Consider the following 14,539-nt stretch of genomic DNA (forward strand, 5'->3'; position numbering starts at 1 on the left):
ATCCGAATCGGCAACCGCTTGGTTGCAATCGCTCGGTTCGCTGCCGCCCGCCAATGCCGCGAATCGCCTCAACCAAGCCTGGAAGACCTTGAGCACTTCGGCGCCGACCGGCGACAACCCGTTGGTCATCCTGCTCAATATGACGCCGCCCACGCTACACCTGGCGCATGGTTTGGCGACTTTCGCCCGTGGCGAATGGCCGACGAACGCCAAATCCTGCAAGGCCGCCAAATTGGCGATACAACTGTTGCGCCACGCCGGCCTGGCTTTTGCCCGCCTCGCCTCCGGTTTAAGCGGCGATGCGGAACACGGCCGGTTGGCGACATTTTATGCGCTGCAATTAGCCGGTTTTTGCCTGCGAACCGGCGCCCGCTTTTACGAAGCGCCCTCGGCAAGCCTATGGAAAAAATCCGCGCAATTGTACCTGCTCGCCGAAAAACAACACTGGCTGAATCAGTCGGTTTCGGTCAAAGTCGCCGATTTCAAGAACGCCAGCACGCTGGACGCCGTATTCAAGCGCAATCTGCTATTCACGCTTTGCGCGCCGAACCGCTACTCCGCAACCGAAATCGACCAGCTGTTCCAATTTGCCGGACAAACTCAGCATCTGCTGGATCTGCGCCGCCAGGATGTCGGCGATTTCGATTTTTATTGGGAACTGACCGATAGCGAACCCAAACCGCGCAAGCACCCGAAATGGCCGCTACCCAAGGACTCGCTGGCGATTTCCACCCAACGCTTGGGGCGGGCGTTGCAACAGGGCGAAATCAGCGTCGAGATGGCCGTCGCCACCCGCAATCGCCTGGCTCAGCATTTATTGGGCTACGACCAGATCTTTTCGTCGCTCACCATCGGCCCCGCGCAGCCCGCCCGGCTGTTGACCGGTTTCGCCGCGGTTAGCGGCTATCTGCAAAGCGAAGACAGGCTCTCCAAAATCATGCGCTTGAGTGAGCAAAACCACGGCAGCCGTGCGGCGTTGCATAATATGACGCTGATGCCGTTGGAACACGAAAAGAGCTTTTTCAACCAATCGGCGAAGTCGAACGGCGCCGGCCATTTGGACAGCTTCGAAGTCCGCCTGCTGCGTTCGACCAGCAAGCAATTCCTGGTTGCTGAAAGCACAACCGGCAACTTTGGCAACGGCGATATCGCGTTGCTGTATCGCGAGCAACTCGCCGCCAAATTGGTGATCATCCGCCAGCAAACGCTGTTCGACGATGCCAGCTTGTTGCTGTTGGAACCGATACCCGGAAAAATCGAACCTTATGCAATCGACAACCCGCTCGGCAGACAGCAGTGCGCTTTATTGATTGACGCCGACGAAGCGGCTCCGGAAATCATCCTGCCCGCCGGCAAATACGGCACTCAAACCGACATCGGGCTGGTCCATTTCAAATCCGTGACGCTGCTTGCCTGCGTCGAACACAGTCCTTGGTTTAACCGTTTCAAGATTCGGGTCGGTTCGTAATGCCGTTGGGGACGTGGGCGGCGGCCACTTGATGCCGCACCGCGGAATCGCAATGGCCTTTTTGGTCGTCGAAGAAAATATCGGCGCCAAAGGCTTTCAAAAATGCGCCCTTGGGCATGCCGCCCAGGAACAAGGCCTCGTCAATTCTAATCTCCCAAGCGCGTAGGGTTCGCACCACCCGTTCGTGGGCCGGGGCGGCGCGCGCGGTGACCAACGCGGTGCGAATCGGCGCGGTTTCCGGACCGAAATGGGCCTGTATCCGATGCAGTGCGCTTAAAAACGCTTTGAGCGGCCCGCCCGGCAGTGGCGTATGGGCTTCGTTACGTTCATTGGCCGCGAACGCCGCCAAGCCGTGTTGCTGGTAAATGCGTTCCGAATCGTCGGAAAATAGGACCGCATCGCCGTCGAACGCAATCCGCAATTGCGAGGTCGGATTGCTGGCCGCGCCGGACACAATGGTCGCCGCCGGACAACCGGCATCCAGCGCTTTGCGCACGTCGTCGCCATTCGCGGACAAGAACAGATGGGCACCGAATGCCGGAATATAGGCATAAGGCGAAACCCCGCTGGTGAACGCGGCACGGGTGATGTTGAGTTGATGGTGGGCGATGCTGTTAAAAATCCGCAATCCGGTATCCGCGCTGTTTTGCGACAGCAAGATGATTTCCACCATGGGCTCGTCCGGGAAGGCCAGATTCAGATCGAGAAACTTCTTGACCAGCGCGAACCCGAATCCCGGCTGGAGAATTTCGTTCTCGTGTTCGATCTGATAACGGCAAAAAGCCTCCTTGCCTTCGGTCTCGAAAATCCGGTGCGACTCGTCGAGGTCGAACAAAGCTCGCGACGATACCGCGACGACCAATTTTTGACCGGGCTTGTCTGCAGCCATCGCGGTCAATCCTTGACTCTGAACACGTTAACCGAGTCCAGGTTCAAGGTTTTCTTGACCTTGGCGGCATAGGCGGCCGCGTCGTATTGGCTGGGGAAGCCGTCCACGCTTAAGCGGTACCAGGTTTCGCCCTTGGCTTCGCTTTTCGCGACCTTGGCCGGAACGCCCTTGCCGGCAAATTCCTCGGCCTTGCGCTTGGCATACCAATCCTGCTTGAATGCGGTGAGACTGACCGCCCAATTTTCCGGCACGGGCTCCGGTTTCTTCTTCTCGGGCTTGACCGCCGGAGTCGCGGCGGCGAGCGGTCGAGCTTTTTCCAGCGCGCCGACTTTTGCCTGTAACGCCTCGATCGCGGCGCCGATTTGCATGTCGCGGTTTCCGAGTTCGGCCAATTGTTTGCCGACATCGCCACCAGCCGACGGTCCGCCGCCACCCGCCAACGATTTTTTCAGCTCGGTAATTTGCGCGGTCAACACGCCATTACCAACCGACAATTCGTCTAATTGCTTGCGAAACATTTCCTGTTCGGCGGCATTGGCCGCCGGGGCATTGGCGGCTTGCTCCTGCAATTCGCCGATAATCGTCACCAACTCGCCGACTTGCGATTTGGCGATCATCCCCTGTATGCCCAAGCCGGTACCCAGCAGCAATGCCACCGCCGCCACGCCGTTGGCAACGTAAGCCGCGACCGGTTTTTTATTGGACATCGCGTCCAAGCCGCGCTTGGTTTTCTTCTGTTCGGTCTGTAAACCGTCAACGGTTTCCAGACACGTCGCCAATTGGCCTTTTTCGGCCTTTTCCAGAATGTCCGCCTTCATCTGGCGCTGGTGGCGTTTTAATTCGTCGATTTGGTGAGTCAACGCCGCGATTTCGGCGGAGTGGTCCACCATCCGCGCTACCGGCGCCGAGGCAGCCACCGAGATCGGCTCAGGCGCCGGTGGCTCGGGTATCGAATCGGCCGGCGGCGCCCGCCCGGCACTCTCCATTTCGAATTCATCGTCATCGGCCAACGGCTCGGCCAGTGAAGTTTCGACCCCGGCACTCGCCGCGCCAAGCTCAAACCCCTCCGCCAGATCGGCAATGTCGTCGTCGCCAAATTCGTCGATTGCGGCCGCGGGGATTTGCGGTTCGGCTGGCATGGGTTTGACGTACTCGTCGTCCGCCGAGATGTCGAAATCGGCCGTCAGAAATTCGGCGTTGCCACCCGGTGCCCCAGCGTCTGAAAATTCGTCGATTTCTCGCATGGCTTCCAATTCGTCCCTTGCGTCACTGACCACTAATTCAGGAATCTCAACGGCTTCGGATTCGTCGTCGATGGCCTCGATAGCCCGGTCGGCGGCGTCCGGGTCCGGAAACGGCTCGACCTCCAGCTCCAACTCTTCCAACTTGGCTTCGGCGGCGATATCGACCAAATCCGCGAATTCGTCGTCCAGCATTTGCTCGTGTTTGGGATTGATGTCGATGGCCTCGCCAAACTCGTCACCCAGTGTGTCGGCGGCAAGTTCCAGGTCCGGCCTTGCTGGCTCGTCCGCCAGCAAGGCGTCGATGTCGGCGAATTCATCGCGTTCCACCGCGACCGAGCCGGCCACCACTTCGTGGTCAACTAACAAGCGATCGATCGCTTCGTCGTCGTCGATCAGACCGACCTGCTCGGACGCGGCTTCGCCGATATTCAGCATCGCATCCAAATCGTCGGCGAACGCATCCAGGGTTTTCTTGGGTTTTTTAGTCGTCGGCTCGGCCATTTCGGTTTTTCTCCGTTTTCAGAGGTTCAACGCTCGCGCCGCGGCGACCGGTAACGCCGAGTCATTTGACGGCGGTGACCAGCGCGTTGACATCCTGGCGATGCCTCAACGCCAGTTCGCGAAATCCGATATCGGCCATCTGACGCAACGCCACGCCTTCGCGCATGATGTGATCCTCGGATTCATCGCTAAACAGGTGAATGATCCAGTGCTCCAATAAGTCCAGACGGTTGATGCCGGTCAGGGTCTCGAAATAACTGGCCACCTCGCGCTGGGTATTGCGGGTATGGGCTGGAATGTCGTCCAAGGCATAGCGATCGCCACACACAAACCGGCCGTCTTTTTTCAACACCCGATAAATTTCCGCCAACACATCGCGGCGATATTCGCACTGAAAATTATGCAAGGTGTATGCCGACGCCACGACATCGACGCTGGCCGTCGCCAAGCCGCGCAACGCGGTCAAGGCATCGGCGCCGCTAAATTCCAGGCGGCCCAGATCGGCCCAGTGACTCAAGCTTTCGCGGGCTTGCGCTTGCATCGTCGGCTCGTTATCCACGCTGAATACCGTCAAATTGTCGGCGGACGTCAAGATCGACAAGGTGGTGATACCGGTACCGCCGCCCAGCTCGACGACCCGCGCCAGCGCATCCCGCGTCCGGCAATACGCGCCGACTTCGACCCCGACCAAACGGCTCATTTCGGCCGCGAACGGGCAAATCAACTTCAACATTTGATATTCGCGGCCAATTACGCCGGAAAACATCGCATCAAACGGCGTATCGGCCGTCATGGCGCCACCTTTAATTTCAATTTGGCGTCATACGCCGCCAACTGCTCGGGGGTGGCCTCGATCTGAAATTTCTCCTTCCATTCGTTGTAGGGCATGCCGTACACGATTTCCCGAGCCTGCTCGTAATCCACATCCGCCCCCCGCTCGGCGGCGGCAGCGGCATACCATTTGGCGAGACAATTGCGGCAAAAATCGGCCAGTAGCATCAGTTCAATATTTTGAACTTCGGTATGGGTTTGCAGATGCTTGAGCAATTGCCTGAACGCGGCGGCCTCGAGCTCCGTGTTAATGTCGTTTGCCATGAATTCCTCCCATAAAAGCCGCATTTTACCAGCAATACCGGCCACCTCATGTACATTTGGAATCAAAGAATCTACAATGCGCTTCCGTCGATTTGCCCCCTGCATCGCTCCGTGAACACGATACACAGTTCATCCTTGGCATTTTATCCGGCCGGCTACCACAAGCCGCGGCCGAGCGATGCGGAGCAAAATCCAGCGCGGACAGCATTGGAAAGCGGCACGGCTAAGCCGCCCGCCGTTGCGGCGCGGCCTTCGGAGCCGACAGCGATCGATTCGATTTTGACCAGCAATCCGCTTATCAAGACCGATGAACAAGGCTTGATTGCCGACCCTAGAGCCCGAAAAGCCTTGAATGCCTATAGCCAGACCATTAACCAATCGAACCGCCAACGCGTCGCCGAACTGGTAACCGGGATCGATTTTTACGCCTAACCGTTTCTTTAATCACCACCGACTAACGTATGAAGCCCGTTTTAGAGTTCTTTCCTATCGTCTTATTCTTTGTGGCTTACAAGCTTTACGACATTTACGTGGCCACGGCGGTAGTGATTGGCGCGACCATCGTGCAAGTCGCGGCCTACTGGCTACTCTACCGGAAAGTGGAAACCATGCACTGGATCACGTTGGGATTGATCCTGGTGATGGGCGGCGCTACCTTGTATCTGCAAGACGAACAATTCATCAAATGGAAATTGACGATTATCGAATGGCTATTCGGCGGCGCGTTTTTGGCCAGCCAATTTATCGGCAACAAAACCTTTATCGAGCGCATGATGGGCGCCAACCTCGAGTTGCCGGCGCGTATCTGGAAACGGTTGAATCTGAGCTGGTCCTTGTTTTTTATCGGTGTCGGCTTTTTGAATCTCTACGTGATGGCGCATTACAGTACCGACGACTGGGTCAGCTTCAAAACCTTCGGCGTGCCCGGCCTGATGGTGGTTTTCATCGTCGTGCAAATGGCGTTTTTATATAAGCACGTGCCGGCCCCGGAGACCAAAAAATAATGCTTTACGCGATCATCGCCGAAGACCGGCCCGGCAGCTTGGCCCAGCGCTTGGCCGCCAGACCGGCCCACTTGGAGAGACTGCAACACTTGCAGAATGAGGGACGCTTGGTCTTGGCCGGCCCGAATCCGGCCATCGACAGCGACAATCCGGGAGACGCCGATTTCAGCGGCAGCCTGATTGTCGCGGAATTCGCCGATCTCGGCAGCGCCCAAACCTGGGCCGACGCCGATCCGTATTTTTCCGCCGGCGTTTACGCCAGCGTTATCGTCAAACCTTTCAAACAAGTATTTCCCCAATGACTACCGACAACATTCGCCAAAAACTCGAAGCCGCCTTTCAGCCCGATTTAATCGAAATCATCGATCAAAGCGCCGCCCACGCCGGACACGCCGGCAACCAGGGCGGCGGGCATTTTTACGTGACGTTGGTCAGCGCCGCGTTCGACGGCAAATCGTTGGTCCAGCGTCATCAGCTGGTTTATCAAGCGCTGGGCGACATGATGAAAGACGAAATTCACGCCCTCGGCATCAATGCCTTAACCCCTACCGAAAACAGCAAAGGAAATACTTGATATGAAATTAAAACTCATCCCGCTGATCCTGGCCGGTACCGCCCTGCTCCACGGTTGCACCCAAGAGAAGGCTCAGGAAGCCGCTCCGGCGGCGCCGACCGTCAGCAAAGAAGACGCGGTTGCATCGGTCAACGGCACCTATATCGGCAAAAAAACCTTGGAGACACTGGAAAAGGAAATCTCCGAGCGCAGCCAAGGCCAATCCTTCCCAAAAGAGCAATTGCTGGAAGAGTTGATTCAACGCGAATTGCTGATCCAATTGGCGGTGCAAAAGCAACTGGATAAAAGCCCGGAAGTGATGGAGCGCCTGGCCACGATCCGCAACTCCCTGCTTTCGCAAGCGGCTTTACAGGATTATTTGAAATCCAACCCGGTCTCGGACGAAGAAATCAAGGCCGAATACGATTCTAAAATGGCGAATGCCGGCAACGAGTACAAAGCCAGCCACATATTGGTCAAAACCGAAGACGAGGCGAAAAAACTGATCGCCGAATTGGAAAAGGGTGGAAACTTTGCCGAGCTAGCCAAGAAAAACTCAATCGACCCAATGGGCTCCGAAGGGGGCGATTTAGGTTGGTTTACCGCCGACCGCATGGTGCCGCCATTCTCCGAAGCCGTGGTGGCTCTGGAAAACGGCAAGTACACCAAACAACCGGTCCAAACCCAATTCGGCTGGCACGTGATATTCCGCGAAGACTCCAGGGCAGTCACCCCGCCGCCGTTCGACGCCGTCAAGGAGCAATTGCGGCCGATGTTGCAACGCCAAAAAGCGCAAGCCATGATCGAAAACATGCGTAAGAGCGCGAAAGTCGAAATCATGTTACCGCCGGAACCGGCAAAACCAACGGAAACGCCTCAATCGGCGGCACCCGCCGACACCGCACCGGCGCCAACCGCCGACAAACCGGCGGAAGCTCAACCCGCGGAAGCAGCCCCCGCTACAAAATAATCCACTATCGCACAGGGCTACTCAGCCCTGTGCCTTCACTCCGCCAGCGTTAACCGGCCCGCTACTTTACTCTAAAACCTAAGCCGCTTGCGCCGGTTGATTGCGCAAATTTTCGTCGATCAAGGCTTTGATACTGGCGGTACATTTACCGCAAACCCCACCCGCGCCGGTGCATTGCATAATCTGCTTGCGGCTGCATACACCTTCGTTCAAAGCTTGCTCTACCTGCCTATCCGTGACTGCTTTACAAACACAAATGTACATGGAATCCTCTCGGCAAATACAATCTGTATGTAATGATAACAATTATCATTTGGAAGTAAAGCGCTAAAATCCGATTTTGAATCGATCAGAACTAAAAAATACGAACCGGGTCGAACAGACTATTGCCGCACCAAGTTGAGGAAATTCGCGGCCTTGAGGCATGACAACGAATTGCAAAATTCGCTTCGTTCATGTTTAAATAGCCAGCTCATTATTTTGTCATTAACTACAGGGCCAGTGATGCAAGACTATCAAACCCAACAACCCACAGTGTTGAAGATACTGGACGCTCATCGAGAGATGCCGGGGAATCTGTTGCCGATACTGCATGGTATTCAAGACACCTTGGGTTACATTCCGCCCGACGCAGTGCCGGATATCGCCAAAGCGCTGAATCTCTCCAAGGCGGAAGTTCACGGGGTCGTTAGTTTTTACCATTATTTCCGGGTTACCCCGCCTGGCAAGCATACGATACGCATCTGCCGCGCCGAGTCCTGCCAGTCCATGAACAGCAAGTCCCTGGAAGCCCACGCAAAACAGACGCTGAGCATCGATTTTCACGAGACGTCCGCCGACGGAATGTTTTCACTAGAACCGGTTTACTGTCTGGGGAATTGCGCATGCTCCCCCGCTATCACAATAGATAACGAAGTGTTCGGCCGAGTGTCGCCGGAAAGATTCGATCAGTTGTTAGCCACTTTTAAAGGTACCGAATAATGACCCGCCTGTTTATCTCCCGCGACTCCACAGCGTTGTCATTGGGCGCTGAACTTGTCGCTCAGACCCTGCAACAACATACCGCCGGCCAAAACATTGAAATCATCCGCAACGGTTCGCGCGGCTTGTTCTGGTTGGAACCACTCATTGAGGTCGAAACCGACGCGGGCCGAGTCGCCTATGGCCCGGTACAACCGGAAGACGTCGCCTCCCTGCTGGAATCCGGCCTGTTGGAAGGCAAACCACACCCCTTATATCTGGGCAATATAGAAGCCCTCCCCTATTTTAAAAACCAAAGCCGCCTGACCTTTGCTCGCGTCGGCTTGACCGATCCGGTCAGTCTTAGCGACTATCTCGCCCATGACGGCTATCGCGGACTGAAAAATGCATTGAATCTGCAGCCCGCCGACATCGTTAAACAAGTCACCGATTCCGGCTTGCGCGGCCGCGGCGGCGCCGCATTCCCGACCGGCATTAAGTGGAATACCGTGTTAAACGCGCCGGCAGAGCAAAAATACATCGTCTGCAACGCCGACGAAGGCGACTCCGGTACCTTCTCCGACCGGATGATCATGGAAGGCGATCCCTTCGTGTTGATCGAGGGCATGACGATTGCCGGCTTGGCGGTTGGCGCCACCCAGGGTTACATCTATCTGCGCATCGAATATCCTCACGCCAAAATCGCCCTGAACCAAGCCATAGCATCCGCCTATGAAAACGGTTATCTCGGCGAAAACATTCAAGGCAGCGGCAAGACCTTCCACGTGGAAGTGCGCAGTGGCGCCGGCGCTTACGTCTGCGGCGAAGAGACCTCACTGCTGGAAAGTCTGGAAGGCAAACGCGGTCTGGTCCGCTTCAAGCCGCCGCTGCCGGCCATCGTCGGTTTGTTCGGAAAACCCACCATCGTCAACAACGTGATTTCGCTGGCCTCGATTCCGGTCATTCTGGATAAGGGCGGCGAATACTACAAAAATTACGGCATGGGCCGTTCGCGCGGCACCTTGCCGATTCAATTGGCCGGCAACATCAAGCACGGCGGCCTGTTCGAAGCCGCATTCGGCGTTACTTTACGAGAACTGCTATACGACTACGGCGGTGGTTCCGCCAGTGGCCGGCCGATTCGGGCAGTACAAGTCGGCGGTCCGTTGGGTGCCTATATGCCGGAAAGCCAGTTCGACACCCCGCTCGACTACGAAGCCTTCGCCGCGATCGGTGCGGTGCTGGGCCACGGCGGCATCGTCGTTCACGACGACACCACCAGTCTGGCCGACATGGCCCGCTATGCGATGGAGTTTTGCGTCGAAGAATCCTGCGGCAAATGTACGCCGTGCCGAATCGGCTCAACTCGCGGCGTCGAAGTCATCGACCGCATCCTTGATAACGTCGACAAAGCCAAGAACACCGAACTGCTGCGCGATTTGTGCGACACGATGACGTGCGGTTCCTTGTGCGCCATGGGCGGCATGACACCCTACCCGGTGTTGAGCGCGCTGAATCATTTCCCTGAAGACTTTGGCCTCCAAGCCACCAAAGCCTAATCGATCCCCCGGAGGTAGCTTATGTCACTCAACAACGAAATCGATTACGGAACGCCGGCCAGCGCGTCCCAACAAACCGTCAATCTGGAAATCGACGGCCATAAGGTGACCGTCAAGGCCGGCACCTCGGTCATGCGCGCCGCCGCCGAGGCCGGCATCAGCATACCCAAGCTGTGCGCCACCGACCACCTCGACCCCTTCGGCTCCTGCCGGATGTGTCTGGTACAAATCGAAGGCGCGCGCGGTTACCCGGCATCCTGCACGACGCCGGTCGGCGAAGGCATGAAAGTCGTTACTCAAAACGAAAAACTCGCCAAACTGCGCAAGGGCATCGCCGAACTCTATATATCCGACCATCCGCTGGACTGTTTGACCTGTTCCGCCAACGGCAATTGCGAGTTACAAGACACGGTAGGCGAAGTCGGCTTGCGCGAGGTCCGTTACGGTTTCGAAGGCGAGAATCACCTGAAGGCCGAAAAAGACAACAGCAACCCCTATTTCTCGTTCGACCCATCCAAATGCATCGTCTGCTCGCGTTGCGTCAGAGCCTGCGAGGAAGTGCAAGGCACTTTCGCGCTGACGATAGACGGCCGCGGCTTCGAGTCCCACGTCTCGCCGGGCCAAAACCAGCCATTCATGGAATCCGAGTGCGTGTCTTGCGGCGCCTGCGTGCAAGCCTGCCCGACCGCAACCTTGATGGAAAAAGCGGTGGTCGATCACGGCCAGCCCGAGCACAGCGCCATCACCACCTGCGCCTATTGCGGCGTCGGCTGTTCGTTCAAAGCTGAAATGAAAGGCGAGCAACTGGTTCGAATGGTTCCGGACAAAAACGGTCAGGCCAACCACGGCCATTCCTGCGTCAAGGGCCGTTTCGCCTTCGGTTACGCCACCCATAAAGACCGGATTACCACGCCGATGGTGCGCGACAAAATCAGCGACCCGTGGCGCGTCGTCAGCTGGGAAGAAGCCATTCAATTCGCGGCCGACCGCTTCAAACAGTTGCAAGCCCAATACGGTAAAGACTCCATCGGCGGCATCACTTCGTCTCGTTGCACCAACGAAGAAACCTATCTGGTGCAAAAGCTGATCCGCGCCGGCTTCGGCAACAACAACGTCGACACCTGCGCCCGAGTCTGCCATTCGCCGACCGGCTATGGCCTGAAAACCACGTTCGGCGAATCGTCCGGAACCCAAACCTTCGACTCGGTGATGCAATCCGACGTCATTTTGGTGATCGGCGCCAACCCGACCGACGGCCACCCGGTGTTCGGATCACTGATGAAACGCCGGCTGCGCCAAGGCGCCAAACTGATTGTCGTCGATCCGCGCGGCATCGATCTGGTTCGCAACAGCCCTCATGTCAAAGCCGATTTCCACTTGAAACTGCGCCCCGGCACCAATGTCGCCGTCGTCACCGCACTGGCCCACGTCATCGTTACCGAAGGTCTGGTCGACGAACAATTCGCGCTGGAGCGTTGCGACGTCGAATCGTTCAACAAATGGAAAACCTTTGTGGCCCTGCCGCAAAATTCGCCGGAAGCCGTCGCCGAACTAACCGGCGTACCTGCAGAAGCGATGCGCGGCGCCGCTCGTTTGTATGCGACCGGCGGCAACGGCGCCATCTACTACGGCTTGGGCGTCACCGAGCATAGCCAAGGTTCGACAACCGTCATCGGCATCGCCAATCTGGCGATGGCCACCGGCAACATCGGCCGCGAAGGCGTCGGCGTCAACCCGTTGCGCGGTCAAAACAACGTGCAAGGCTCTTGCGACATGGGCTCGTTCCCGCACGAATTCGTCGGCTACCGCCACGTCTCCGATAGCGCCACCCGCGCGCAATTCGAAGCGGCCTGGGGCGTATCGCTGGCGTCCGAACCCGGCCTGCGCATTCCCAACATGTTCGCCGCCGCGATCGAAGGCAGCTTTAAAGGCCTCTACGTACAAGGCGAGGACATCGCGCAATCCGACCCGGACATCAACCACGTCCATCATGCGTTACGCGAAATGGAATGCATCGTCGTACAAGACATTTTCTTGAACGAAACCGCCAAGTTCGCCCACGTATTCCTGCCCGGTTCTTCGTTCCTGGAGAAAAACGGCACCTTCACCAACGCCGAACGCCGGATTTCGCCGGTACGCCGCGTCATGAAACCGCTGGGCGGCAAGGAAGATTGGGAAGTCACTCAAGACCTGGCCAATGCACTGGGCTATCCGATGAATTACAGTCATCCGTCGGAAATCATGGCCGAAATCGCCAGCCTCACTCCGCAATTCGCCGGCGTCAGCTACGAAAAAATCGACGAGATGGGCAGCATCCAATGGCCTTGCAACGACGAATCGCCGGACGGCACGCCGATCATGCATGCCGACCATTTCGTGCGCGGCAAGGGCCGTTTCTTGTTGACCGAATACATCCCGACCGCAGAACGCACCAGCAGCAAATACCCGCTGATTTTGACCACCGGCCGTATCCTGTCGCAATACAACGTCGGCGCCCAAACCCGCCGCACCGACAACGTCGCCTGGCATGCCGAAGACAAACTGGAAATTCATCCGCACGACGCCGAAGTCCTGGGCGTGGCCGACGGCGACTGGGTCGGGGTTAAGAGCCGCACCGGCGAAACCGTATTGCGGGCGCTGATTACCGACCGGATGCAACCCGGCGTGGTGTATACCACCTTCCACTTCCCGCATTCCGGTGCCAACGTCATCACTACCGACAACTCGGACTGGGCGACCAACTGCCCCGAGTACAAAGTGACGGCGGTACACGTGGCGAAGGTCGCGCAGCCCTCCGATTGGCAACGTGAATACCGCGCCTTCTCGGACGACCAGCAATCGTTGCTGGACAACCGCATCGGCGCGGGCTAAAGCTTAGGCAGCATGGACCCGGTCCCCGAGGAACTGGGCTGGACCAGCTATCGAACCGGGACGTTCGATAGCTGGCGCGGCCCCACACACAGCCGAAAACAAGACTATGTGGCCGAGGAAGTGCCGGTGGTGCTGGTCTACAACACGATTCCTCACGTCGTGATGCTGACCACGCCGCTGAATCTGGAAGACTTCGGCCTCGGCTTCAGCTTGACCGAGGACATCATCCGCCACCCCGCCGAACTGCTATCGGTCAAGGTCGTGCAACGCGCCAAAGGCGTCGAAGTTCGCATGCAAATCCCGGAAGCCCGTTTCGATAACCTGCACGGCAAGGGCAAGAACATGACCGGCCGCACCGGCTGCGGCCTGTGCGGCGCGACCACGCTGGAACAAGCCATTCGCCCTGCCCGCCGGGTCGGCGACGGTTCAATTTTGGACGCCGCGTTGCTTAGCCGGGCCTTCGAATCGATGCAGCAACAACAAGTCTTGAATTTACTGACCGGCGCCGTGCACGCCGCCGCCTGGTTGGAGCCGGAACGCGGCATCGCGATGGTGCGGGAGGACGTCGGCCGCCACAACGCCTTGGACAAACTGATCGGCGCGCTCGCCAGAACCGGTTGCGACTTCTCGGCCGGCTGGCTATTGGTGACCAGCCGCGCCAGCTACGAAATGGTCCAAAAAGCCGCCAGCGTCGGCATCACGCTACTGGCAGCCATCTCGGCTCCCACCGCGCTGGCGATACGGCTAGCCGACGAATGCGGTTTGACGCTGGTCGGCTTCACCCGCAACGAAAACCACACGATTTATACCCACCCCTTTCGTTTACAACACTATCAAGAGTCTGCCGCTTAAATCATGGATAACAGCAACCTCGTCAAAATGGCCAATAACATCGGCGCGTTTTTCAAATCCGAGCCGGAACACGATGTCGCGGTCAGCGGCGTCGAAACCCACATCCGCAATTTCTGGGAACCCAGAATGCGCAAGCAAATCGTCGAATATTTGCAGCACGGCGGCAACGAGCTGCTGGACATCGTCGCCGAAGCGGTCAAGCGCATCTCGCAAAAACCCTGATCGCTCTGTCGTACCGAAACCCGCCCGATCCACGGCTAACGGATCGGGCTTTTTTGCGATGCGTCAATGCCGTGCTCCCGAACCGAGCCACGCATTTCAAACAAGACTTATCCCACATTGCGACGTTAAAATCACCCGGCCTGGAGAACCTGCGCGCGATCAATGCCAGAGCGAACTCGAAGCTTGCCTTAAGCAGATGGAAATGCGGCGGCCGACCTCCTGCCGACTGCGGTCGAGTAAGTTCGCGCTGATGATTTACGCAAGCTTAGGTTTCTTGTGGTGATACTTTAATCCGTAAAATCCCATCGTTGACATAAATAACCAGAAAGCTGACGGGATCGGCACCACTGA

General features: G+C 57.4%; 16 protein-coding genes. 11 read left to right on the forward strand and 5 right to left on the reverse strand.

The window, feature by feature from the left end; genetic code table 11:
* Positions 1 to 1,468 (forward strand): hypothetical protein (locus tag AC3B8H_RS11795; protein WP_488441771.1); only part of this gene is annotated, 1,468 nt, incomplete at its 5' end.
* Here AC3B8H_RS11795 and AC3B8H_RS11800 read toward each other — a convergent pair.
* From AC3B8H_RS11800 to AC3B8H_RS11815, 4 genes are all read right to left on the reverse strand, one after another.
* Positions 1,446 to 2,357, reverse strand: coding sequence for a 5'-nucleotidase (locus AC3B8H_RS11800; RefSeq protein WP_488441772.1), 912 nt, complete (start codon positions 2,355 to 2,357; stop codon positions 1,446 to 1,448). The genes AC3B8H_RS11795 and AC3B8H_RS11800 overlap by 23 nt on opposite strands.
* Before the next feature lie 5 nt (positions 2,358 to 2,362).
* Complete coding sequence (locus AC3B8H_RS11805; RefSeq protein WP_488441773.1) at positions 2,363 to 4,102, reverse strand: SPOR domain-containing protein; 1,740 nt, start codon at positions 4,100 to 4,102, stop codon at positions 2,363 to 2,365.
* 61 nt (positions 4,103 to 4,163) lie between these two features.
* Positions 4,164 to 4,895 (reverse strand): class I SAM-dependent methyltransferase, encoded by a 732-nt coding sequence (locus AC3B8H_RS11810; protein ID WP_488441774.1) that lies wholly within the window; start codon positions 4,893 to 4,895, stop codon positions 4,164 to 4,166.
* Positions 4,892 to 5,197, reverse strand: a complete 306-nt coding sequence (locus tag AC3B8H_RS11815; protein ID WP_488441775.1) for a DUF1244 domain-containing protein — start codon at positions 5,195 to 5,197, stop codon at positions 4,892 to 4,894. Before AC3B8H_RS11815 ends, AC3B8H_RS11810 begins: the two co-directional genes overlap by 4 nt.
* A gap of 111 nt (positions 5,198 to 5,308) precedes the next feature.
* Here AC3B8H_RS11815 and AC3B8H_RS11820 point away from each other — a divergent pair, with 111 nt between their 5' ends.
* The 5 genes from AC3B8H_RS11820 to AC3B8H_RS11840 are packed head-to-tail and all read left to right on the forward strand — an operon-like array spanning position 5,309 to position 7,724.
* Entirely contained in the window at positions 5,309 to 5,629 is a 321-nt protein-coding gene (locus AC3B8H_RS11820; RefSeq protein WP_488441776.1) for a hypothetical protein, read from the forward strand.
* Between the two features lie 29 nt (positions 5,630 to 5,658).
* The gene (locus tag AC3B8H_RS11825; RefSeq protein WP_488441777.1) at positions 5,659 to 6,201 is read left to right on the forward strand and encodes a septation protein A; all 543 of its coding nucleotides are present in this window, start codon (positions 5,659 to 5,661) and stop codon (positions 6,199 to 6,201) included.
* Positions 6,201 to 6,503 carry a YciI family protein gene (locus tag AC3B8H_RS11830; RefSeq protein ID WP_488441778.1) on the forward strand — a complete coding sequence of 101 codons (303 nt, stop codon included), beginning with the start codon at positions 6,201 to 6,203 and terminating at the stop codon, positions 6,501 to 6,503. Before AC3B8H_RS11825 ends, AC3B8H_RS11830 begins: the two co-directional genes overlap by 1 nt.
* A complete protein-coding gene (locus tag AC3B8H_RS11835) occupies positions 6,500 to 6,775 on the forward strand; it encodes a BolA family protein (protein ID WP_488441779.1) in 276 nt (91 codons plus the stop codon). The genes AC3B8H_RS11830 and AC3B8H_RS11835 overlap by 4 nt, the downstream gene beginning before the upstream one ends.
* Position 6,776: 1 nt before the next feature.
* On the forward strand, positions 6,777 to 7,724 hold the full coding sequence (locus tag AC3B8H_RS11840; protein WP_488441780.1) for a peptidylprolyl isomerase: 948 nt from the start codon (positions 6,777 to 6,779) through the stop codon (positions 7,722 to 7,724).
* Positions 7,725 to 7,802: 78 nt separating this feature from the next.
* On the opposite strand, the gene AC3B8H_RS11845 is transcribed toward AC3B8H_RS11840, so the two are convergent.
* Positions 7,803 to 7,988, reverse strand: coding sequence for a (2Fe-2S)-binding protein (locus AC3B8H_RS11845; RefSeq protein ID WP_064029286.1), 186 nt, complete (start codon positions 7,986 to 7,988; stop codon positions 7,803 to 7,805).
* A 240-nt stretch (positions 7,989 to 8,228) separates the two neighbouring features.
* On the opposite strand from AC3B8H_RS11845, the gene AC3B8H_RS11850 reads away from it, so the two are divergent.
* The 5 genes from AC3B8H_RS11850 to AC3B8H_RS11870 are packed head-to-tail and all read left to right on the forward strand — an operon-like array spanning position 8,229 to position 14,188.
* A complete protein-coding gene (locus tag AC3B8H_RS11850) occupies positions 8,229 to 8,705 on the forward strand; it encodes a formate dehydrogenase subunit gamma (protein WP_488441781.1) in 477 nt (158 codons plus the stop codon).
* Complete coding sequence (locus AC3B8H_RS11855; RefSeq protein ID WP_488441782.1) at positions 8,705 to 10,243, forward strand: formate dehydrogenase beta subunit; 1,539 nt, start codon at positions 8,705 to 8,707, stop codon at positions 10,241 to 10,243. The genes AC3B8H_RS11850 and AC3B8H_RS11855 overlap by 1 nt, the downstream gene beginning before the upstream one ends.
* Positions 10,244 to 10,264: 21 nt before the next feature.
* Complete coding sequence (fdhF, locus tag AC3B8H_RS11860) at positions 10,265 to 13,114, forward strand: formate dehydrogenase subunit alpha (RefSeq protein ID WP_488441783.1); 2,850 nt, start codon at positions 10,265 to 10,267, stop codon at positions 13,112 to 13,114.
* A 12-nt stretch (positions 13,115 to 13,126) separates the two neighbouring features.
* Complete coding sequence (gene fdhD, locus AC3B8H_RS11865) at positions 13,127 to 13,966, forward strand: formate dehydrogenase accessory sulfurtransferase FdhD (protein ID WP_488441784.1); 840 nt, start codon at positions 13,127 to 13,129, stop codon at positions 13,964 to 13,966.
* A 3-nt stretch (positions 13,967 to 13,969) separates the two neighbouring features.
* Positions 13,970 to 14,188, forward strand: coding sequence for a formate dehydrogenase subunit delta (locus AC3B8H_RS11870; RefSeq protein ID WP_488441785.1), 219 nt, complete (start codon positions 13,970 to 13,972; stop codon positions 14,186 to 14,188).
* The last annotated feature ends 351 nt before the right edge of the window (positions 14,189 to 14,539 follow it).

The sequence above is a fragment of the Methylomonas sp. BG-2 genome, assembly GCF_057766305.1.

Excerpts from the sequence above, each read along its gene's own strand:
- AC3B8H_RS11855 (WP_488441782.1), top strand. The coding sequence starts at position 8,705 with ATGACCCGCCTGTTTATCTCCCGCGACTCCACAGCGTTGTCATTGGGC.
- AC3B8H_RS11835 (WP_488441779.1), top strand. The coding sequence starts at position 6,500 with ATGACTACCGACAACATTCGCCAAAAACTCGAAGCCGCCTTTCAGCCC.
- AC3B8H_RS11840 (WP_488441780.1), top strand. The coding sequence starts at position 6,777 with ATGAAATTAAAACTCATCCCGCTGATCCTGGCCGGTACCGCCCTGCTC.
- AC3B8H_RS11815 (WP_488441775.1), bottom strand. The coding sequence starts at position 5,197 with ATGGCAAACGACATTAACACGGAGCTCGAGGCCGCCGCGTTCAGGCAA.
- fdhF (WP_488441783.1), top strand. The coding sequence starts at position 10,265 with ATGTCACTCAACAACGAAATCGATTACGGAACGCCGGCCAGCGCGTCC.
- AC3B8H_RS11825 (WP_488441777.1), top strand. The coding sequence starts at position 5,659 with ATGAAGCCCGTTTTAGAGTTCTTTCCTATCGTCTTATTCTTTGTGGCT.
- fdhD (WP_488441784.1), top strand. The coding sequence starts at position 13,127 with ATGGACCCGGTCCCCGAGGAACTGGGCTGGACCAGCTATCGAACCGGG.
- AC3B8H_RS11800 (WP_488441772.1), bottom strand. The coding sequence starts at position 2,357 with ATGGCTGCAGACAAGCCCGGTCAAAAATTGGTCGTCGCGGTATCGTCG.
- AC3B8H_RS11830 (WP_488441778.1), top strand. The coding sequence starts at position 6,201 with ATGCTTTACGCGATCATCGCCGAAGACCGGCCCGGCAGCTTGGCCCAG.
- AC3B8H_RS11850 (WP_488441781.1), top strand. The coding sequence starts at position 8,229 with ATGCAAGACTATCAAACCCAACAACCCACAGTGTTGAAGATACTGGAC.
- AC3B8H_RS11805 (WP_488441773.1), bottom strand. The coding sequence starts at position 4,102 with ATGGCCGAGCCGACGACTAAAAAACCCAAGAAAACCCTGGATGCGTTC.
- AC3B8H_RS11810 (WP_488441774.1), bottom strand. The coding sequence starts at position 4,895 with ATGACGGCCGATACGCCGTTTGATGCGATGTTTTCCGGCGTAATTGGC.
- AC3B8H_RS11870 (WP_488441785.1), top strand. The coding sequence starts at position 13,970 with ATGGATAACAGCAACCTCGTCAAAATGGCCAATAACATCGGCGCGTTT.
- AC3B8H_RS11845 (WP_064029286.1), bottom strand. The coding sequence starts at position 7,988 with ATGTACATTTGTGTTTGTAAAGCAGTCACGGATAGGCAGGTAGAGCAA.